We start from the raw sequence: 18233 nt of genomic DNA, 5'->3' as shown, positions 1-18233 counted from the left end.
TATAACTATGATATTTTTTTAGAAAATATCCACTTCGGCCACCGCTGCCTTCTCGCTTCGGTTTGCTCCTTCGGTCATCTGAATCTTGAAGTAGCGTGCCTCAGTGGCCTTCTTGAAGGTACAAGAGCGCTTGGTCGGGTCATTGATCAGGTTACCGAACATAAAGTCCTCCACCTTCTCCCAGTTCTGTTTGTCCTGGCTCACCCAGACGGTACCCCGTTCGATCATACCCTCGGCATTGCGGTTCTGCGGTGTATAGGCAAATCCGCGGATGGTCTTCACTGCGCCCAGGTCAATGGTCAGCGTGCGGTCCTGATCTCCGTTGCCGCTCAGCCAGAAGGTGTTCGGGTTCTCGTCTGCAGCCAGGGCTGCTCCATGCTGTTCGGCCTCGCTGCTGGCTTCCGCCTTCCAGTCCTTCTTGATATATCCGAAACGCTCCTGAAGCACCGGTCCGGTCTTTCCGTTCAGCACCGATACGGCCTGCACTTCCTGATTGTCGGCTGTGAATGCACCCTGATAGCTTTCCGAATTCTTGGTCGGAGCCGTTCCGTCTGTGGTGTAGTGAATGCTGTATCCGGCATTCAGGTTGCCTGCACTGTTCTCGCCGTGGCGCTTCCAGCCGAAGTCACTTTCCTTCACCTGGATGGTTACCTGACCGTCCAGACTGCGTTTGGCGGTAAGCTGTGGCGGCACTGCCGGATAATAGTGCGCCGATACCTTGCAGATGCCCGCCTGCATTCTCATCTTCGGGAAGTGGATGCGGATGCGGTCTGTCGTGATCTGCGGGAAGCGCAGGATGCGCTTGTAACCGATATTCGTGCTCTCGGCAATCTTTTTCCATGCGCCGTCAATCCAGGCCTCCACATAATGCTCTTCCACACGCTCGCCGGTCTGCTCGATAGCCTCCTGAATGGTCAGACGGTTCAGTGTAATCGGTTTGCGGGTTGTGATGGTGATCACCGGATCCTTCTCGTCAATCAGCGTATAGGTTTTTCTGTCCTTGTCCAGCACCTCTTTCGGACCTTTGGCTTTCTTCAGCAGGTCCGTGCCGTAAGTTTCGCGGATGCGTCGTCCCACTTCTTCCAGTACCTCCACATCCTTCTGTGGCAACAGGCCCTCACGGTTTGGCGGGATGTTCAGCAGGAAGGTAGAGTTACCGCCCACGGCACGCTCGTAGATGTCGAACACATCGTCCGCATTGCGCACCTTCTGCTCCGTATCATCGCGGTAGAACCAGCCCTCGCGGATGGAAGTGTTGATTTCTGCCTGCTGATAGTGCAGATACTTGGCTTTCTGCAATGCCTCGCGGCTGCCCAAGTCCTCGGCCACCATGTCCGGGAACATGTTCATGGTGTCCGGATTCTCCTGATAGCCGATTACGTTCCACTCCGTACGGCGTGTTCTTCCCGCCTCGTTACCGCACCAGCGGATGTCTTCTTTTCCGAAGATGGCCGCATGCGGTGCCAGTGTGCGGATCACCTGCTGCCAGGCCTTATAGTTATAGGTCTGTCCGCCTTTCTGTTTCGGGTGTGCTCCGTCGAACCATACTTCATCCACCTCTCCGTATTCGGTGAGGATTTCGAACAGCTGGTTCATGAAGTACTCGTTATAGTCGTCCACCACGAACTGGAATTTCGTCTTGTTGGCAAAAGGGCGTCCCTCCACCTCGCGCGGTATGGTGCGCAGGGTCTTTTTGCTTCCGTTTCCGTACAAGCCTTCCGGATTCTCAATCTGGTACAGGTCGGCCGGCGACAGATAGACACCCAGCTTCAGGCCATACTTCTTGCACGACTTGGAGAGGTCTCTCAGGATATCCCCCTTGCCGTCCTGGAATCCGGTAGACATGATGCCATGTTTCGTATATCGCGTCTGCCACAGACAGAAACCGTCGTGGTGCTTCACGGTGAGCATCACCAACTTCATGCCGGCAGCCTTGATAGCCTTGCACCATTGGTCGGTATCCAGCGTTTTCAGGTCAAAGATCGACGGGTCCTCCATACCGGTTCCCCATTCCATGCGGGTGAATGTGTTCGGTCCGAAGTGGATAAAGGCGATAAACTCCTTTTCCAGGGCACGCAGCTGGTTGTCTGTCGGAACCACGTGGGCCGCTTTCTGGATGATCACCTCCTTGGAGTCCGATTCGTTCACCTTGATGGTGTTGTCTAACGAGTAGTTTTGCGCATATGCAGTTTGCATGATGCCGGTCAAGATACAAGAAAATAGAATTTTTTTCATATAATGAATGGGTTGAATGTTCTTACTCAAAGACATACCAGGTATGTCCGTTTGCCGGTAGGGTCACCTCCAGGGTAATACAGTCGTTTTCGTCTGTCCTGTACCGGCGTTTCTTGCCTTCCTGCTCCCGGACAAGGGCCTTTCCCTTGATTCCGGTGTAGTACAGCGGAATTTTTATGGTGCGTGTTATTTCGTGGTCCAGCGGGTTGAAGAAGAGCGCCAGTCCCTTTTCCTTTCCCTGCGGATTCACGTGCATCAGTCCGTCCCAGTCTTTGGCGTCGGGGCGTCTCAGGTGTATGAGGTCACTGTTCAGGATGGTTCTGTATTTTTTATACCATCGGATGATTTCCGTCACGGCCTCGCGTGTTTCCTCCGTGTCGTAGAGACGAGGGCCCCGGTAGCAGGCCTGGATGCCGCAGCCGTAGTTCTGGAACATCAGGGTCTTGTATTCCTTCAGATGCTCGTGCAGCGGTTCCAGCGTGGCCGCCGCCCCTCCGCCGTGATATTCCACGAGCGGCACAAAGCTCCACAGTGACGAAGGGATTCTTTCCCACGTACAGTCGTAGTTCAGCTGTCGGGTGTGCATCAGCTGCTGTTCTCTCGGCAGGGACCAGTTCACCTCCCGATATCCGATGCTCGTCTTGTTCGAGCCTTTCAGGAAATAATAGTCGGGCACGTTCAGATAAATGTCCTCGCTGCGTATCCAGCGATACAGCTCGGTGATTCTCCGGAACTGGTTCCACTGCGAGTCGTTCAGTCCCTTGTGATAGGCATGCGCTGTAGAGGCACACACATCGCCCGGATAAGAGCCGTCGTGTTCCAGACAGCGCATTCCCGTTTTTTCCATAAAGGTCTTTATCTTCCGGAAATATTCTTCGCCCCACTGGGAGCACAGACAGGGCGAGCTGCCGAAGGTCATGCCGCCCCGCTTTCCGGTTTTCGGGTTGATCACATCCACCTCGTCGCTGATCCACCGGCTGGCCAGCAACGAGTAGCATCCCAGTTCGATGCCCTTGCTCTTTCCATATTCCACCAGTTCGCGGAATTTCTTCAGGTTCTCTTCGCTGATGTTTTCCGCATCCGCTCCCGAACCGAAGCTGAGAATAATCATTTCATATCCCGTTTCGGCACACTGGTCGATGGCGGTGCGCACGGTCTCCGGGTTGCTGCTTGTGAGATGCATGAAGATCGGGTTTTCCGTGGTCCAGGGAGCGATGGTCCGTTGCAGGCGTTTCTGAAACAGCCCTTTTCTCTCGAGGTCGTCACTGTCGAAAGGCATTTCATACACCATGAAGCTGGTGAATGTCTTTCCCGGGTCAATGCTCTGGTCCGGTCCGATTGGCGGAGCCACTTCCAGGATGCACGGTGTTTGCAGCAGATAGTTGCGTTGTGAAGTATATTTCGGGTCCGGCAGCCACTTTTCCGTAATTTCCGTTTCCAGTTCCGTGAAGCTTCCCTTGCAGTGCATGTCGCTTTCAATATGAATGTTCGGCAGCCTGAAGGTGGTCGGGTCACCGCCGCTGGGCGATTCCCCTTCGGCAAAAGCCAGATATTCCAGCTGGAAGCGGTCTATGTTAACGGTCTTGCCGGTCTCGTTGTCCAGAGTCATGTATTTTCGGATGGCGGGAATCTCATCATAGACGGTATAATGCAACCGGATGCGTATTCCTTCCGTTTCGCCGCATCCTTTCAGGGTGAACACGATTTCGCGCCCTGTGGCATCCTTCGTGTTGAGCGCCCACCTGCTTCTTTTCCAGGGCATGGCAGGCTCCAGGGGAGCGGTTTCAAAATCCTCTATCCAGAAAGAAGCGGGTAGCGGAGTCATCTGCTCCAGCCATTCCGTTTTCAGATAGCCGCGTTCGGACTGTCCGTCCAGCCCGCCCAGATTCCATACCTTTCCGTTGATGGTGACGGTACCCTCGCTGCTTACGGCCCGCAGCATGCTTTCACCCGTCATGTGGTTGATCAGGTCCGTTGTGGCCAGATTCGGGAAGATGCGGAACTCCCGTGCCAGCAGTCCGTTGGCAATCACGATTCCTTTTCCGTCCTCTGTGCGGTATATGCCCGCCTTGACTTTTTGCGGAGCAATCAGCCAGTCGTAATCCGGTTTTTCCGAATGCAGTTGGCGGTACACCGGCAGCGCATTTATTTTTTGGGAGAGCCGTTGCCGGGTGGTATGATCCATTTCTGTTTCTGTCTCTGTGTTGGCTGATGCAGCCTGTTGTGGTGCTGCAATTTCTGCTCCGTATGTGTGGAGCGAAACGCAAAGCAGCAAGGCGCTGAATGTTTTTGTATTCATGGTATTTTAAGGTTGGTGTGACACATAAATCTAACTGCAAAACAAAATTACATATAATTTTTATTCTTGCCGTTAGATTTATGCGAAAAACATCTAATTTTGCCGTGAGTTAAGAACAATCCAATCAAATGAACCTGATGAAACGATATTTTTTCTTCTTTCTTCTGAATTTTTTAGGAGGTCTTGGCCTGTGTGCGCAGGATCTGAAGCAGTCCATTCTGCACTATCTGACCGACAAACAGGCCGAAGTGGGTGTGGCCGTGATCTTTAACGGTACAGACACGCTGACCGTCAATAACGACAACCGCTATCCGCTGATGAGTGTGGTGAAATTCCATCAGGCGCTGGCTGTGGCCGATACCCTTACGGCGCTTTCCGAAACCGTGGACCATAAGGTGCTGGTTACCCCCGAGGATCTCAAGCCCAACACCTATAGCCCGATGCGCGACCGCTATCCCCAGGGCAATGTCACCCTTCCTTTGCGCACTCTGTTGGAATATACGCTGCAGCAGAGCGACAACAACGCCTGCGACCTGCTGTTCCGCCTGTATGGCGGTCCGCAGGCCACCGACCGCTATATCCGTTCGCTGGGCCTGACCGATTTTGCCGTTCAGGTCACCGAAGACGACATGCACCGCGATACACAGACCTGCTATGACAACTGGTCCACACCGCTTGAGGCCGTCCGCCTGCTGGAGATCTTTCTCAAAAAGCCGCTGTTCGCCCAGCCGATTCAGGAATTCCTGAAAACCACGCTTATGGAGTGCGAGATCGGCACCGACCGTCTTCCGGCTCCGTTGGCCGGCACCGGTGCCCGCATCGGGCATAAGACCGGTACCAGCGACCAGGACGCTTCCGGACGCTGGACCGCCATCAACGACATGGGCTTTGTGCTGCTGCCCGACGGCCGTTATTATACCATTGCCGTATTTGTGAAACACTCCCGCGAGTCGGCCGAGAATACCGCACGCATCATTGCCGACATCTCCCGGCTGGTCTATTCCTCTTTCTCAAAGAATCGGTGAAAGAAGAGCCACTGATATTCGATGGAGTTGTTCCAGTACTTCAGATTGTGCGCTCCCGGGCGCACAATATAGTCGTGTGCGATGCCACGCTTCAATAACTCCTCGTGCAGCTGCCTGTTCACTTCAAAGAAGAAATCCTCCGTACCGCAGTCCACAATCAGAGCCAGATCGCCGTTTTTCAGGCTGTCCAGCTGGGTGATGACCGTATGGCTGTCCCACACTTTCGGATTCTCCTTCATTTCACCGAGCTGCTTTTTCATGTCCCAGTTGTTCGGAAAGGGACGGATATCCACGCCTCCGCTGGTGCTTCCTCCGGCACCGAACGTATCTTTATGCCGTATGGAAAGCCACAGTCCGCCGTGTCCGCCCATGCTCAGTCCGGTAATGGCCCTTCCCCGGCGCGACTTCACCGTATTATATTTCTTGTCGATATACTGCACCAGTTCCTGAGACACGAAGGTTTCAAACTGGCTCTCTTTGCGTATAGGACTGTCCCAATACCAGCTCTGTTCCCCGTCGGGGCACACCACGATCATGCCGTCACGGTCGGCCATTTCCGGCAGTTCCGGTTTGATGGTGATCCAGCTTTTCGCATTTCCGCCGTGCCCGTGCAGCAGATAAAGCGTAGGGCAGGGCGTTTGGGCGGCCTGATCCGGGATAATGACCACCGTTTCGATATACCGGTTCATCTTGTTGCTTTTGATGAGCAGAGTGTCTACTATGGCCGCTTCCATGCTGTTTGCGGCAAGGATACCGGCGCAGAGCGTAAAGAACAGTTTTTTCAGTGTATTCATCTTAGGTAGGTTTTTTATAGGGTTTGCTGTTTTGTTGCTGTTTCAAGGGTTCTCGTGCAAAAGTATACAGAAATTCCTGAATTCAGACTTTTGTTCTTCATAAATAATTCCTGTTGTTTTATTCTGTTATTATTTTCTGTTTATTTCTGTTAGTTTGAAATTAATCCGTCCATAAATCAGGAGATATTGTAATTCTTGTATTTTAATTCTGCAAAATGGAATTAAAACCTTGTCTTTTCTTTCATAAAGAAAGTAATTTTGCTGTATAGAAAACACAAAGACAAAATATATGGCGAATTTAAATTGAAATGTTATGAAAAGAAAGAAAAGATGGATTGTGATGATGAGCCTTATGGTGCTCCTCAGTATTTGGGGTGTTCTAACACCGGAGAGTCCGGAACTCTGGATGCCCGATCAGTATTTCGATGCGGCCAATGTTGCCTGGATGATTACGGCCACAATCTTTGTTTTGATGATGACTCCCGGCCTTTCCTTTTTCTATGGCGGTATGGTGGGCCGGAAGAATATCATTTCCACCATTTTGCAGAGCTTTATCGCCATGGGTGTGATCAGTGTGATTTGGGTTGCGGTCGGATTCAGTCTGGCTTTTGGAGACGATTTGGGCCATTTTATCGGCAATCCGCTGACTTTTCCCATGTTTACGCATGTGGGAGCCAAAACGGATCTGTTTCTGGCTCCGACCATCCCTTTGGCGCTGTATGCCCTGTTTCAGATGAAGTTTGCCATTATCACCCCCTCTCTGATTACCGGTTCTTTTGCCGAGCGGGTTCATTTCTCGGGTTATCTGGTGTTTCTGGCGCTCTTTTCCATTTTTGTTTACTGTCCTTTGGCCCACTGGACCTGGCATCCCGACGGTTTTCTGCGTCAGATGGGGGTACTCGATTTTGCCGGCGGAATCGTGGTGCATGCTTCTTCGGGAGTGGCAGCCCTGACCGGAGCGCTGTTCTTGGGCCGGCGTAAGAATGCCGCCACGCCCCATGTTCCGGCCAACATACCTTTTGTGGTATTAGGTGCTGCCATGCTCTGGTTAGGCTGGTTCGGTTTCAATGCCGGTTCTTCTCTGGCGGCCGACGGAATTGCGGTGAAGGCCTTTCTGAACACCAACACCGCCTCGGCCACGGCCATGATGACCTGGCTTTTCTTCGACTGCCTGCGTGGCCGTAAGCCGTCCGCTATGGGAGCAGCGGTAGGAGCGGTGGTCGGTCTGGTGGCCATTACCCCTTCGGCCGGATATGTCACGGTGGGCGAGAGCATTATGATAGCGTTTTTGACTACCCTTGTGTGCAATATTGCCGTGTACTGGAAAAACAAGACCCATGTGGACGATGCCCTCGATGTGTTCCCGACTCACGGTGTGGGCGGTATTTTCGGAACCATTCTCACCGGTGTGTTTGTGCACGGACTGCTCGACGGAAACATACACATGTTCCTGATTCATCTGCTGGCCGTGGTGATTGTCTGCGGTTATACCTTTGTGGTGAGCTACATCCTGTATTGGCTTACCAACAAGATGATTCCGATGCGTGTTTCTCCGGAAAGCGAGGCTGCCGGTCTGGACAAGAGCCAGCATGACGAGTGCTATGGAAACGGATGATATTTCCCGATTTATTGCGGAGTATGTAAAGGCGGTTTGATAAAAACCGTCTTTTTCTTTTTTCTAGTTGTAAAGTTTGCTTATTTTTGTAGGAAACAAACCTCAAGTCAGGAACCTAGAAACATAAACCAGAAAATTGTTATGGAAGACTTTTTAAAAAATGCCATGTCCCTTTTTGAGAATAAGGATGTCTGGCAGAAAGCACGCTATATTTTCGAGTACGAAGCATCATCCGCTTCTGATGATACCCAAAGTGTGGTCTTGAGACTTCAGGGAATTTCCGACTTTCCCCTGATCCAGCTGTTGCGGAAAACGGGTGCAGACCTGTCGCAGGCTACGGTTACCCGGTGCTATTCCGTGGTAGAGACTGCCGGGCAAAAAGAGATGCATGCCATTACCGACATCCGGAATTACCGGATTTTTGAGGATTTTCCTTTCGTGGTTTCCGGTAAGCCGTTTGACACGAATCGCGAGTCGCGCACCGTGATTCTCTATATCGGCTATGAGCTTCATGGTCAGCAAGCCTTTACGCTGGTGCATTTCCAGCCCTGGGGGCATCGTGATACCTACGCCACCGTGATGGCCAACGTGTCCGTCTATACGGCGGTCGAGGGCAGTGATTCGCGGTTGAGCCGGTGCCTTCTTGTGTTCGACGAAGACACCTCTCTGCGTGTTGCCGAGGAATTTGCACAATGCCAGAAGACGGCGCTGGAGAAGCTGCGTTCCGAGCAGGAACTTACCGAAAAGGAAGAACTCAGTCTCAATGTTTCCCGTTCGATGGACTATTATTGGGCTTCTGCCAAGAGCAAGATGGAGCGGAACCGTTGGCGCGACGCTCTGCTGCAGCTGAATCAGGTTTACGACATCTGTAATCAGTCGGCGCATGAAGACTTTCATAAGGAACTGGCCGAGCGTCTGTTTCTGGTAGCCAGTCAGATCGGTTTTTGCCATTACCGCCGGGGACAGTACGAACTGGCCAAGAGCTATCTGGATTTCTCGGAATACGACCAGGTGGAGAATCCTGAAAGACAAGCCTGTTTGGAAGCGTGTTATAACCAGCTCAACCGGCCTTCGTCTTCCCTGCTTCTGGAACGCCTGTTTGCCGACATCCTGCAAGTGATTCCCGGTGAACTGTCCGATATGCTTTGGGTGGACAACGACACCTTGGATTGTGATTTGATCAGCCGGCAGTCCGAAATCTGGAATTTCGATTTAATCGCCTTTATGAAGCAGCACCATCATGCTTCTCTCTATCTGTCCTACAACCAGAGAGGCAAACGACTGTTTGAACAGACAGCCGATGAGGCTTCGGGAGCACCTATCGAAGACCGTTCGATTCTCAACTCCAATATGAGCATCTTGATCCAGCTCACCCGTCAGGAAGAAATTGTCCGTCTCTCGGCCGTAGTGCCTCCCGGTCCGCTTTTCGACAACAACTTCTGTAATGTGGCCAAGACCGTTTCTCTGGAGTTTTCCTTGTATGACGAGTGGCCGACAGAGCAGTTCCATCAGTTGCGTGCCACCGCAGAGAGCAAGCAGGATCAAGGAGAGGAACTCACTTATTACGAGTATTATTCCATGGGACGTTTCCCCGAAGTGCGCAAGGACTTTATCATGGGAAGCATTGCCTTCAATCATCATGTGTTTGGTGATGCGCTTGTTTTTCTGACCCGGGCCTACCGTTCGTTGACGGATTGCTGGAACCGGATGGATTTTGACGAAGCAGAAAGAGATTTGTTTGGCGAACTTTCCTATATGCTCGGCTACATTTACACCGAACTGGAGCAATATGCCTATGCCCTTCATTATTTGGAGGCATTGAGCCGGACGAACGATTCCAGATGGAAGATTGAATATATCAATGCTTTGGTCAATTCCAAGGATATCAGAGCCTATTCCTTTGTTGCGCAGGAGCTGGAGCAGATGAAGGCAAATGAAAATCCTGAAGAAAAGGAATATCTCAATTTCCTGAAAAGACGCTTCGGTTATCTGCTTATCGAGTTCCATGAGTTGGATGAGGCCAGAACGTATTTCCGAAGCCTGTTGGATGATCCGGATTGCAGGGAGTTTGCACAGAGAGAACTGGATTATATAGAGCATAGTTTTTGAAAATGTTAATACCACAATCCGAACAACTGACAACCAGATACCTGAACCGCGTGTTTGACAATACGGTGGCCACCTATAAATATTATTGGTTTCTGAGCATACTGGACCTGTTTGTGAAACAAGGAAAATCGCGGATGAATGTATGGGACATCATGATTCACATGGTGGCCCATGCCTGGTATCCCGTGAACTATTTCCGTCTTTCTTTCGGAAATTCCGAATCGCTCTATCGGGCTATTCTGACCTTACAGCGGGAGAATCAGATACCGATAAACATGCGTATTCCCGACCTGATCACTTTGTTGGAACAGTTGGTTCAGCATCCGAAAATTCGAAAACAACTGGATTTTCTGCAACAGTATGTTCCTTATCGCTTTTTGCGCCCGTGGATTAAAACTTCTGATAACCATGAGACGGTACTCCGTTCGCAGACCTATGAGAACGGTTGCCTGTATCGGTTGGAGCGTGTGGACGGTACCTTGTGGGTAGAATTGAATCCCGTATGGTTGACTTATCTGCAAGAAAACTACGACATTCTGACTTCCTTTGCCTATTGGGGACTGACGAACTTTTTGCAGAACCGCAATCCGAATGTGCCCAACATTTCCGGTAAGCTGATCCGACAGGAAGAGAGAAGTCCGCTAACTGCACAGCGGAAGTTCTGGAACACGGCCATGAACCGTGGGGTAGAGGTGCATTGCCTTTATACCAACCAGTTGTTAGTGCCCGGCCATTATGATTTGGACCACTTCATTCCCTGGAGCTTTGTTTCGCATGATCTGCTTTGGAACCTCATGCCGGCTGATTCCAGCATAAACAGTTCGAAGAGCAACAAGCTGCCCGACCTGAATCTGTATCTTCCCCGGCTGGCAGAAGCACATCAGAAAGCCATAAAGGTCAGCCTTGGCGAACCTCGGAAAGACAAGATTCTGGAAGACTATCTTTCTTTGGGACATACTCCGCAGGAAATTGCCGATATGGATCGGGAACATCTGTTGGACTGTTTTTCTCAGACCTTTACCCCGATGACACAGATTGCTTTGAATATGGGCTTTGAAACCTGGAAATACTGATTCTATGGAACCTGAAAAAATAAACCATCCCCATCTGACCGCCATCAAGCGAACTGCCCTTTCCGCTCCGGCACGCTATCTGTTGCAGCATCATCTGTTGCAAGGGCGCATTCTGGACTTTGGTTGCGGTTTTGGCTATGATACCGACGAACTGCGCCGTATGGGCTATGACATCACCGGTTATGACAACTACTATCGCACCGAACTGCCCGAAGGTAAGTTCGACACTATTCTGTGCATCTATGTGCTCAATGTGCTCGAACCGTATGCACAGGCTGAGGCTCTGATGCAAGTCACCCATTTGCTTTCTCCGGGTGGGAAAGCCTATTTTGCCGTGCGTCGTGATTTGAAGGAAGAAGGTTTCCGCTTGCATGCCATTTACCGCCAGTACACCTATCAGTGTCATGTCCGTTTGCCTTTCGAAAGTCTGGAGTGCAATTCCGGTTTTGAACTGTATCAGTATCAGCATTTCAACCGTTTGCCCCGTAAGGAAGGTGAGACCTGTCCGTTCTGCCGTTTGTCGCGTCGTGTGGAGATTATTTGTGAATCGGCCACCTGTGTTGCCTTTTATGACGGTTACCCAGTATCGCCCGGTCATGCTCTGATCATTCCCAAACGGCATGTGGCGTCATATTTTGATCTGACGCACCGCGAGCGTGAGGCCATGAATGTGATGCTTCAGTTTGTCCGCAGAATACTCAATGAACGCTTTCATCCCGATGGTTACAATATCGGTGTGAATGTGAACGAAGCTGCCGGTCAGTCGGTCTTTCATGTGCACATGCACCTGATACCGCGCTATAAAGGCGATGTTCCTAATCCGAAAGGGGGAGTTCGCGGGGTTATTCCAGGGAAGCAGAAATATTAATTTATTATGAAAAGTGAACTATTATATAAAAATGGTTTATTTTGACGATATGCCTGAAGGCGAATCTTGTGGTGTTTTTTTGTCTATATAATGTCAAGAGAAATCCTGATTGATGTATTTTGCTTTCGTCGAGTCGGGGAGTTCCGCTTCTTGCATACAGGCACTCCCCGACTGTTGAATTGGTGTAAAAACTACCTCTTGACATAGTTTGTCTAATATAAACACAGTTAAAATTACTTATTAGTAAAAGATAAAGTCATTTGTATTTATATTTTTTGCATATTCTGCAAGAACATATTTTACATATACATGATTGTGATGAATCCAATATATTAAGAAAATTGCGGAAAATATTAAAGATACATACCATAATTTGTTTATATAGAATTGCTGATCAATAAGTATATATATAATGGTTAATACTGTCTGACTGCCAAAAATGTTCCTTGATAAAATTGAATTAATCCTGAAATTTTCTACATTTTCTCTATTAATCTTTTGTTTTGCTATTTGTAAAATTTTTCCTGATGATTTATTGTCAATAGAAGAATCAGAGATTTTATGTTGTCGAAAAATTTTATTTCTGTCATCTTCTGCAATAATATACAAATGGCACCTTTTGTTAAGGATTGTATACGATGGTCTTCTACCACCTGAAAAGTAGAAAATATGCTCTATACATGCCATGAGGCATTCAATAAAGTAGCCAATAACAAAGCCTACAAATGGAATTAATAGAATGATGATACTGGTATAGTCTTTTAATGCTTTCGTATTTATATGGCTTTTGGGTGATGTGATATTCCATATAAAAGCGAAAAACACAATATACAATCCAGGTATAATGTACTTGATAAAATCTTGTAGTCTGTAGTTCATCTTATTGATCAATTAAAATTCTGTAATTTATTGATTATCAAAATTGCCTCTTTTGTTCACTTTTTCATGCTGAAAATTAGGAGGAGTCTTTTTAAATTTTTCATGGGTGTTTTGCAACGTATAGGTTTGATTTTGAAACTTTCTTAATGCAGCAATGTCTAGTTCATAATTTAATATTACATCGTTATTTCCACCTTTGACTCTTACCGGATTCTGATAATCCCTTTTCTTTGGTTCTACAATTCTAGAGTCGCCATAGTCTGATGTATTGGCTTGTATATAGTAGCAATGTAAATCTCTGCTTACACTCTCAGAAATATTGCTGAAATAATTAATATCTTTATTATATTCTATAGCAAATAGAATGTCAAGTTCAGAGCGGAATATGCTTCTGTCAACTATATCTGTTAGTTCAAAGCAATTATAAACAGAGAATTGTATTCCATTCCATTGAAATAAATGATATGTAGAGATTTTATTTTCAGGAATGCTTTTTCGATTCCCCTCGATTGTCATTATTTCACTGGGTGAATAGTGATTTTTATTTCTGGGTATAATTAGGACTTCCTTTCTGTTATGATACTCAAAAGGCAATAGTGTTATTGCAAGATTGTAACATATGTTATTTAGTGAGAAATGTTCTAATCCAAAAATCATGGCTCTTTGCTTTCTTCTTGATTCATCTGCATAAGCACAAAGCCAATCGAATGGCACGAAAACTTCTGGCAATAGAAGAATATCAGTTTGGATCTTTTCAGCTTGGTTTAATATATCTATATGGCGCTTTCGTTTCTCAGTATTTAAAGAGGAACGATGTAATATTGCATTTTCAATATCATTCAGATCTGTATTTACATTAGATACACCTATTTTAATTTTGTTTTTGATCGAATTCGTATTTACATGTATAATTTCTGAATAAATTCTTAGCTTTTTGCTATTATTAATTGTTTCAATATATCTTTTATGTTTTTTATTCCGGATCAATTTATGTAGATTCTCATTGTTTAGTTTGTTAAGAATCCAAAGACATTGAGTTATAAATAAATTTTTAACATTATTCTTATTGCTTTTAGTGTAAAAAGCAGCATCTTTCCCACTTAATAAGTGAGGAATCTTCAGTGTACATATTTCATGAAGTGGAATGTTTCTGGGAATTAGCCAGCTCTTTTCCAAAATTGATTCTGGAATGTCATTTTTTGATTCGATAAATGAAATGTTGAAATCGGAAATATTTATATCTTGGTTTATAAATTCTTCAGTTAAAGCGTATATAGGTAATGGAAGATAAAAATGTCTTGTCATTAATGCCTTTTTGAATATTGTAGCTCCTTTTCTTATTTCTTGTTGGCTTTCTTTTGTTCCGATATTATCTTTAACAAAAACTTTTGCTAACATCAGGCATTTAAGCAAATGTTCTTTTAGATGTTTTTGTAGTTTTTGATTTACATTGTCTATTGTGTTCTCTTCAATCTTGTCTGTTTTGATTTCTTCTATTCCATTATTAATCAGATTCTGTAGTCGGCAAATAGATTTAAAATCATGAGTAATAGAAAAATAAGTAAATACTTTTTCCCACATACTATACATGGAAACAATAGATGTTCCATTGAAAAAACGGAAAATGTCTTCACTTAAGTTCTTATCATATTTACCAGGAGAAAGGATTGCTAACTTCAATCTCTTGGCAAGAAATACTGAAGCTTCGTATTTGTTAATCTTACATGAAGATACGCTCCTGAATTTATTTATAGTATCTTCGTATTGTAGATCGTATGTATCATCTAGACTGGTCTTTAAGTTTTCTTCGTTTGGTAAAAACCAAAAGGCACTGCTGTTTTCCTGAATGGTTGACTGAAATTTATTAAGTACCGCTAATGACCAATGTGCGTCGAAGTAAAACAAGCGGAGTTTTTCCGTTTGAATTTCTAAGTTTTCGCATCTTTCGGATTTTAAAATTAAAACATTCTGTTTTTTTTCTAAAACTTTCTTATTGTTGAAGAAACGTTCGCAGAGCCATTCTGTAACACTTGTATAATTTGGATCTGGTTCTATGTTGGCTAAGACTAGAAACATGTCATCAACATATCTGCCATAATAGACAGGTGCAGTTGAGTTCTTAATGTCTTTGTCAAATTTAGACAGAATCCAGTTTGCAATAATGCCTGATGATGGTAATCCTATTGGTAAAATAGGTTTAGTCTTACTGTTTTTGTAAATTTTAATGGTGTGATCCCAACAAATAGATTCTATTATATTTGTTAATCTAGTGGTGATTGTATCTTCCTCAGGTATATTGTTTCTAAGAGAATTAAAATCAACCTGAACAGAATGAAAATAATTTTTGATGTCTAATGTAATAATTAATACATTATTCCCTCTTTCAATTTGTTGTTTTGCTGCGCTGATACCTTTATCTCTCCATTCTTGGTATTTCTTGAAATATGGTTCAAACAGTAACTTTGAATTTTGAGCAGAAGGAACAACGTATCCATAATTATCGGGTGAGATGTTTAGATATTTACTTATTTTAATTGTCCAAATCGTTGCGATGATAAACAATTCTATTGGAGCATCATATAATATTGTGATTTTAGAAACATCAAATGAGGAACTGTTTTTGTTTGTCAATAAATATGCATCTGTTTCTCCTTGTTTTTTATTAATATCATCACTTGATTTAAATGTTTTCGGTAGTATTATATATCCACTTTCTTTTATATAATTATCAAAGAAATCAGTAGCTTCGTTTTTACAGAATTTGTTTAAATTATTACATAGATCTTCTAGTTTTTCATCAAGATTTGCTGATTCAAATTCAGAAATTTTATATCTAAGATGAAGATTAAAATTATCATAATAGATATATGATTTAAATTTTTTATAGGCTGTATGAATGTCTTTAAGACAAAACTTATGTTTCATAATATCGTTTATGTGTTAATTAATGTGTTTCGTAAATAGCTTTCGTTTGTTTGTTATAATTGGAGAAGGTTTCATGAATCCTTATAGATTATTTTGTCAATTCTTTCTTGTTCTTTTTGGACAAAAGCGCATAAATGTTTTTCGAACATTTTTTTGTTTCTGAGTAAATCATTAGAAATTGCATAGCAAAATATGTTCAATAAATTTACTGCTTTGTCTAAATCATTACTTTTTGTTTTTAGTATGTCATGAATATTTTTCTCTAATTCAGGAGAAACTTCTTTTGATATTTTTACCATGTTTTTGATCATCTTCTTTAATTCGGAAGGAGAGACCATAGAATTTGTTTTATATAGGTTTAGAATAGATATATTTCTGATACATTCTCCATATATATGACGCATCCGGCTTAATGTAATTAATACTTCTCTTGCAGGTAGGTTTTTATTATACTTCATTAGCTGGATGCTTAGTTTATTATTATTGGATTCATCTTTTGCTGCCAATAGATTAATAAAACTTTGATCTTCTTTTGTATAATAACCATGAATTAGTTTTACTGAGTAGTTCAGAATATCAGTTGGTTGTATTGAATCGTTGATAGCTATGATACTTTCAACTAACTCATCCAATCTTTTTTGTTCTATCTCACGTTTTATCAGCAATATTTGAAATTGTTGATTGCTTTTGTTTTGCTTGTTGGATAAATGAATAGTCCAATAAGCTATAATCATGGCAAAAAATGTTATTATTGAACCTATTGCGGTCCAATCAATAGTATATAAATCAAAAGTCATATATTAAATTAGATTTTAGTTTCAATCCTTTTGTATTTCCATATATAATTTGTGTATATAAAACTTGTTTTGTTAATTTACAGATTATATTATCTTTACCTGATATTTTTTGTTCATTAATTGAGTATCGGTTTTGTGTTTCTTTGTATTTTACAAATATAAAGAATTTTGTTGTAAAACAATAATTTTTATTTATATCTTTATCAAAAATAATTGAATCATTTGATAAAGAAAAGTTACAATAATTCATTTAATAAGAAATTTGTATTATACTTTATGATTAGATTTCTGTCATTTTTCTAAAATCTCTTCTCAAGACTCCCCAAATTACGTTTATCTCGTCCCACAGGCCGAAAAACAGAAATCTCAGCAAGCAAAGATAGTATGATCCATTATCATTCAGAAAGATAATTAAAAATGCAGAAACTCCATCTAGTGAAAAAAGTAGGGTTTCCGTCCGTTTCTGAGAGATATGCTGATAACTTTTCAAGTTTACGGTGGTATTTAGCTTAAGAAACCATAGCCGGAAGCTGTATATTTTCGGTATATATGCAAAAACTTTTCCAGATGAAGCAGAATACATTAAAAAACAGTTCTAGAAAATCTATCATATAATATGAAAATGGGATGAGGCTGACAATGCGTCAAGCCTCATCCCATAATATTTCCTTTCAGATTAGGGATTCTTTACCGTGTTTTTCGGGCTCTCATGATACAGATCCAAAATTTCCTGAGCCAAAGTTTTCATCCTCTGCCGTAGGGATTCGGGTTCCAGAACACGAATCATGGCACCGGGGCGTAAAAGTTCCATGCAGAAATCATAAGTGGGGCGAAGATACAATTCAAAATCGGCATATTCCTCACAGGTGAAGATTTCTTTTTGCGAATCATGGAGGGGCAGGGTGCGCAGATAGTGCTGATGATTCTTGTCGGCGCGTATGACAATTCGTTGAATCTGGACTTTTTCATCGTGAACGATACCAAAATACGAAGAGAAATAGGACTGTGCGTGGAAATCATCCGGCAAAGTGAAATTTTGGTCTGTAAATTCCAGGTCGGTGATTCTGTCCAGACTGTAGATGCGCAGGATATTGTCTTTGATGCTGAGTGCCAGCATATACCAGCGTTTTTGAAACATCTTGATGCAATAGGGTGCAACAGGAAATGTGTAGCTGTGCCTGTAGTGAAAGTTCTTGTAGGTAATTTCTATGATTCTGGATTCCTGCATGGCTTCCAGTATGTCCTGAAGGAAATATCTGCTTGAAGGTATTTCTTCGGTAAGAATTCGATCTTTCAGCGCTATATTCTGCGAAAGGGTGTTTAAGGTGCTGTAAGTGTCGAGAAGCCATCGGTTAAGGTGGCCTCTTTGCAGAACTTCCGGATTGCTGATATAATATCGGTATCCTCCCTTTCTGCGGCAATCAATAATGACTCCCAGCAGATCAAGGATTTGCCCTTTCCATCTGTCGAATGACTGGCGGGAAATGGGCTCGCCACCACTGAAATCCGTTTTCAGCCATTTCTGATTGATTTCCTGAAGGGAGAGCCCTCTTTCGCCGGCCTGATATAAAGTCTTTGTGACCCAGATATGTTTGTAGCTTATGGACATAAGAT

At 44.4% G+C, this 18233-nt stretch carries 12 protein-coding genes; 5 read left to right on the top strand and 7 right to left on the bottom strand.

The genetic code is table 11. The features are described 5' to 3' along the window. Positions 1–18: 18 nt before the first annotated feature. Positions 19–2235 carry an alpha-L-fucosidase gene (locus tag DXA74_RS03200; RefSeq protein ID WP_118525409.1) on the bottom strand — a complete coding sequence of 739 codons (2217 nt, stop codon included), beginning with the start codon at positions 2233–2235 and terminating at the stop codon, positions 19–21. A gap of 22 nt (positions 2236–2257) precedes the next feature. Next, a complete protein-coding gene (locus DXA74_RS03195) occupies positions 2258–4534 on the bottom strand; it encodes an alpha-galactosidase (RefSeq protein ID WP_147401013.1) in 2277 nt (758 codons plus the stop codon). Between the two features lie 137 nt (positions 4535–4671). Here DXA74_RS03195 and bla point away from each other — a divergent pair, with 137 nt between their 5' ends. Continuing rightward, entirely contained in the window at positions 4672–5559 is an 888-nt protein-coding gene (gene bla, locus DXA74_RS03190) for a class A beta-lactamase, subclass A2 (RefSeq protein WP_118525408.1), read from the top strand. On the opposite strand, the gene DXA74_RS03185 is transcribed toward bla, so the two are convergent. Beyond that, the gene (locus tag DXA74_RS03185) at positions 5532–6344 is read right to left on the bottom strand and encodes an alpha/beta hydrolase (RefSeq protein ID WP_370448481.1); all 813 of its coding nucleotides are present in this window, start codon (positions 6342–6344) and stop codon (positions 5532–5534) included. The genes bla and DXA74_RS03185 overlap by 28 nt on opposite strands. Before the next feature lie 322 nt (positions 6345–6666). Here DXA74_RS03185 and DXA74_RS03180 point away from each other — a divergent pair, with 322 nt between their 5' ends. From DXA74_RS03180 to DXA74_RS03165, 4 genes are all read left to right on the top strand, one after another. Continuing rightward, positions 6667–7968 (top strand): ammonium transporter, encoded by a 1302-nt coding sequence (locus DXA74_RS03180; RefSeq protein ID WP_118525377.1) that lies wholly within the window; start codon positions 6667–6669, stop codon positions 7966–7968. A gap of 141 nt (positions 7969–8109) precedes the next feature. Next, complete coding sequence (locus DXA74_RS03175) at positions 8110–10077, top strand: hypothetical protein (RefSeq protein WP_118525376.1); 1968 nt, start codon at positions 8110–8112, stop codon at positions 10075–10077. A gap of 2 nt (positions 10078–10079) precedes the next feature. Continuing rightward, on the top strand, positions 10080–11150 hold the full coding sequence (locus tag DXA74_RS03170) for an HNH endonuclease domain-containing protein (protein WP_118525375.1): 1071 nt from the start codon (positions 10080–10082) through the stop codon (positions 11148–11150). A 4-nt stretch (positions 11151–11154) separates the two neighbouring features. After that, the gene (locus DXA74_RS03165; RefSeq protein ID WP_118525374.1) at positions 11155–12018 is read left to right on the top strand and encodes an HIT family protein; all 864 of its coding nucleotides are present in this window, start codon (positions 11155–11157) and stop codon (positions 12016–12018) included. 240 nt (positions 12019–12258) lie between these two features. On the opposite strand, the gene DXA74_RS03160 is transcribed toward DXA74_RS03165, so the two are convergent. The 4 genes from DXA74_RS03160 to DXA74_RS03145 all read right to left on the bottom strand — a co-directional run bounded on the left by DXA74_RS03160 (position 12259) and on the right by DXA74_RS03145 (position 18228). Next, positions 12259–12897: a hypothetical protein gene (locus DXA74_RS03160; RefSeq protein ID WP_118525373.1), complete on the bottom strand. Its 639-nt coding sequence runs from the start codon at positions 12895–12897 to the stop codon at positions 12259–12261. Between the two features lie 27 nt (positions 12898–12924). Continuing rightward, entirely contained in the window at positions 12925–15822 is a 2898-nt protein-coding gene (locus DXA74_RS03155) for an RNA-directed DNA polymerase (protein WP_118525372.1), read from the bottom strand. A 71-nt stretch (positions 15823–15893) separates the two neighbouring features. After that, the gene (locus DXA74_RS03150; protein WP_118525371.1) at positions 15894–16619 is read right to left on the bottom strand and encodes a hypothetical protein; all 726 of its coding nucleotides are present in this window, start codon (positions 16617–16619) and stop codon (positions 15894–15896) included. Positions 16620–17295: 676 nt separating this feature from the next. Continuing rightward, positions 17296–18228 (bottom strand): YafY family protein, encoded by a 933-nt coding sequence (locus tag DXA74_RS03145; protein WP_118525370.1) that lies wholly within the window; start codon positions 18226–18228, stop codon positions 17296–17298. Between the last annotated feature and the right edge of the window lie 5 nt (positions 18229–18233).

It is taken from the genome of Bacteroides sp. OF04-15BH (assembly GCF_003477995.1).
Classification (GTDB): Bacteria; Bacteroidota; Bacteroidia; order Bacteroidales; family Bacteroidaceae; genus Paraprevotella.
Note: the sequence above shows the minus strand (reverse complement) of the source record. Positions and strands in the feature narration are given on the sequence as shown.

Bases quoted from the DNA above. Each gene is read 5' to 3' on its own strand.
- DXA74_RS03145 (WP_118525370.1), bottom strand. From the start codon at position 18,228: ATGTCCATAAGCTACAAACATATCTGGGTCACAAAGACTTTATATCAG.
- bla (WP_118525408.1), top strand. From the start codon at position 4,672: ATGAAACGATATTTTTTCTTCTTTCTTCTGAATTTTTTAGGAGGTCTT.
- DXA74_RS03170 (WP_118525375.1), top strand. From the start codon at position 10,080: ATGTTAATACCACAATCCGAACAACTGACAACCAGATACCTGAACCGC.
- DXA74_RS03150 (WP_118525371.1), bottom strand. From the start codon at position 16,619: ATGACTTTTGATTTATATACTATTGATTGGACCGCAATAGGTTCAATA.
- DXA74_RS03160 (WP_118525373.1), bottom strand. From the start codon at position 12,897: ATGAACTACAGACTACAAGATTTTATCAAGTACATTATACCTGGATTG.
- DXA74_RS03155 (WP_118525372.1), bottom strand. From the start codon at position 15,822: ATGAAACATAAGTTTTGTCTTAAAGACATTCATACAGCCTATAAAAAA.
- DXA74_RS03200 (WP_118525409.1), bottom strand. From the start codon at position 2,235: ATGAAAAAAATTCTATTTTCTTGTATCTTGACCGGCATCATGCAAACT.
- DXA74_RS03165 (WP_118525374.1), top strand. From the start codon at position 11,155: ATGGAACCTGAAAAAATAAACCATCCCCATCTGACCGCCATCAAGCGA.
- DXA74_RS03195 (WP_147401013.1), bottom strand. From the start codon at position 4,534: ATGAATACAAAAACATTCAGCGCCTTGCTGCTTTGCGTTTCGCTCCAC.
- DXA74_RS03180 (WP_118525377.1), top strand. From the start codon at position 6,667: ATGAAAAGAAAGAAAAGATGGATTGTGATGATGAGCCTTATGGTGCTC.
- DXA74_RS03175 (WP_118525376.1), top strand. From the start codon at position 8,110: ATGGAAGACTTTTTAAAAAATGCCATGTCCCTTTTTGAGAATAAGGAT.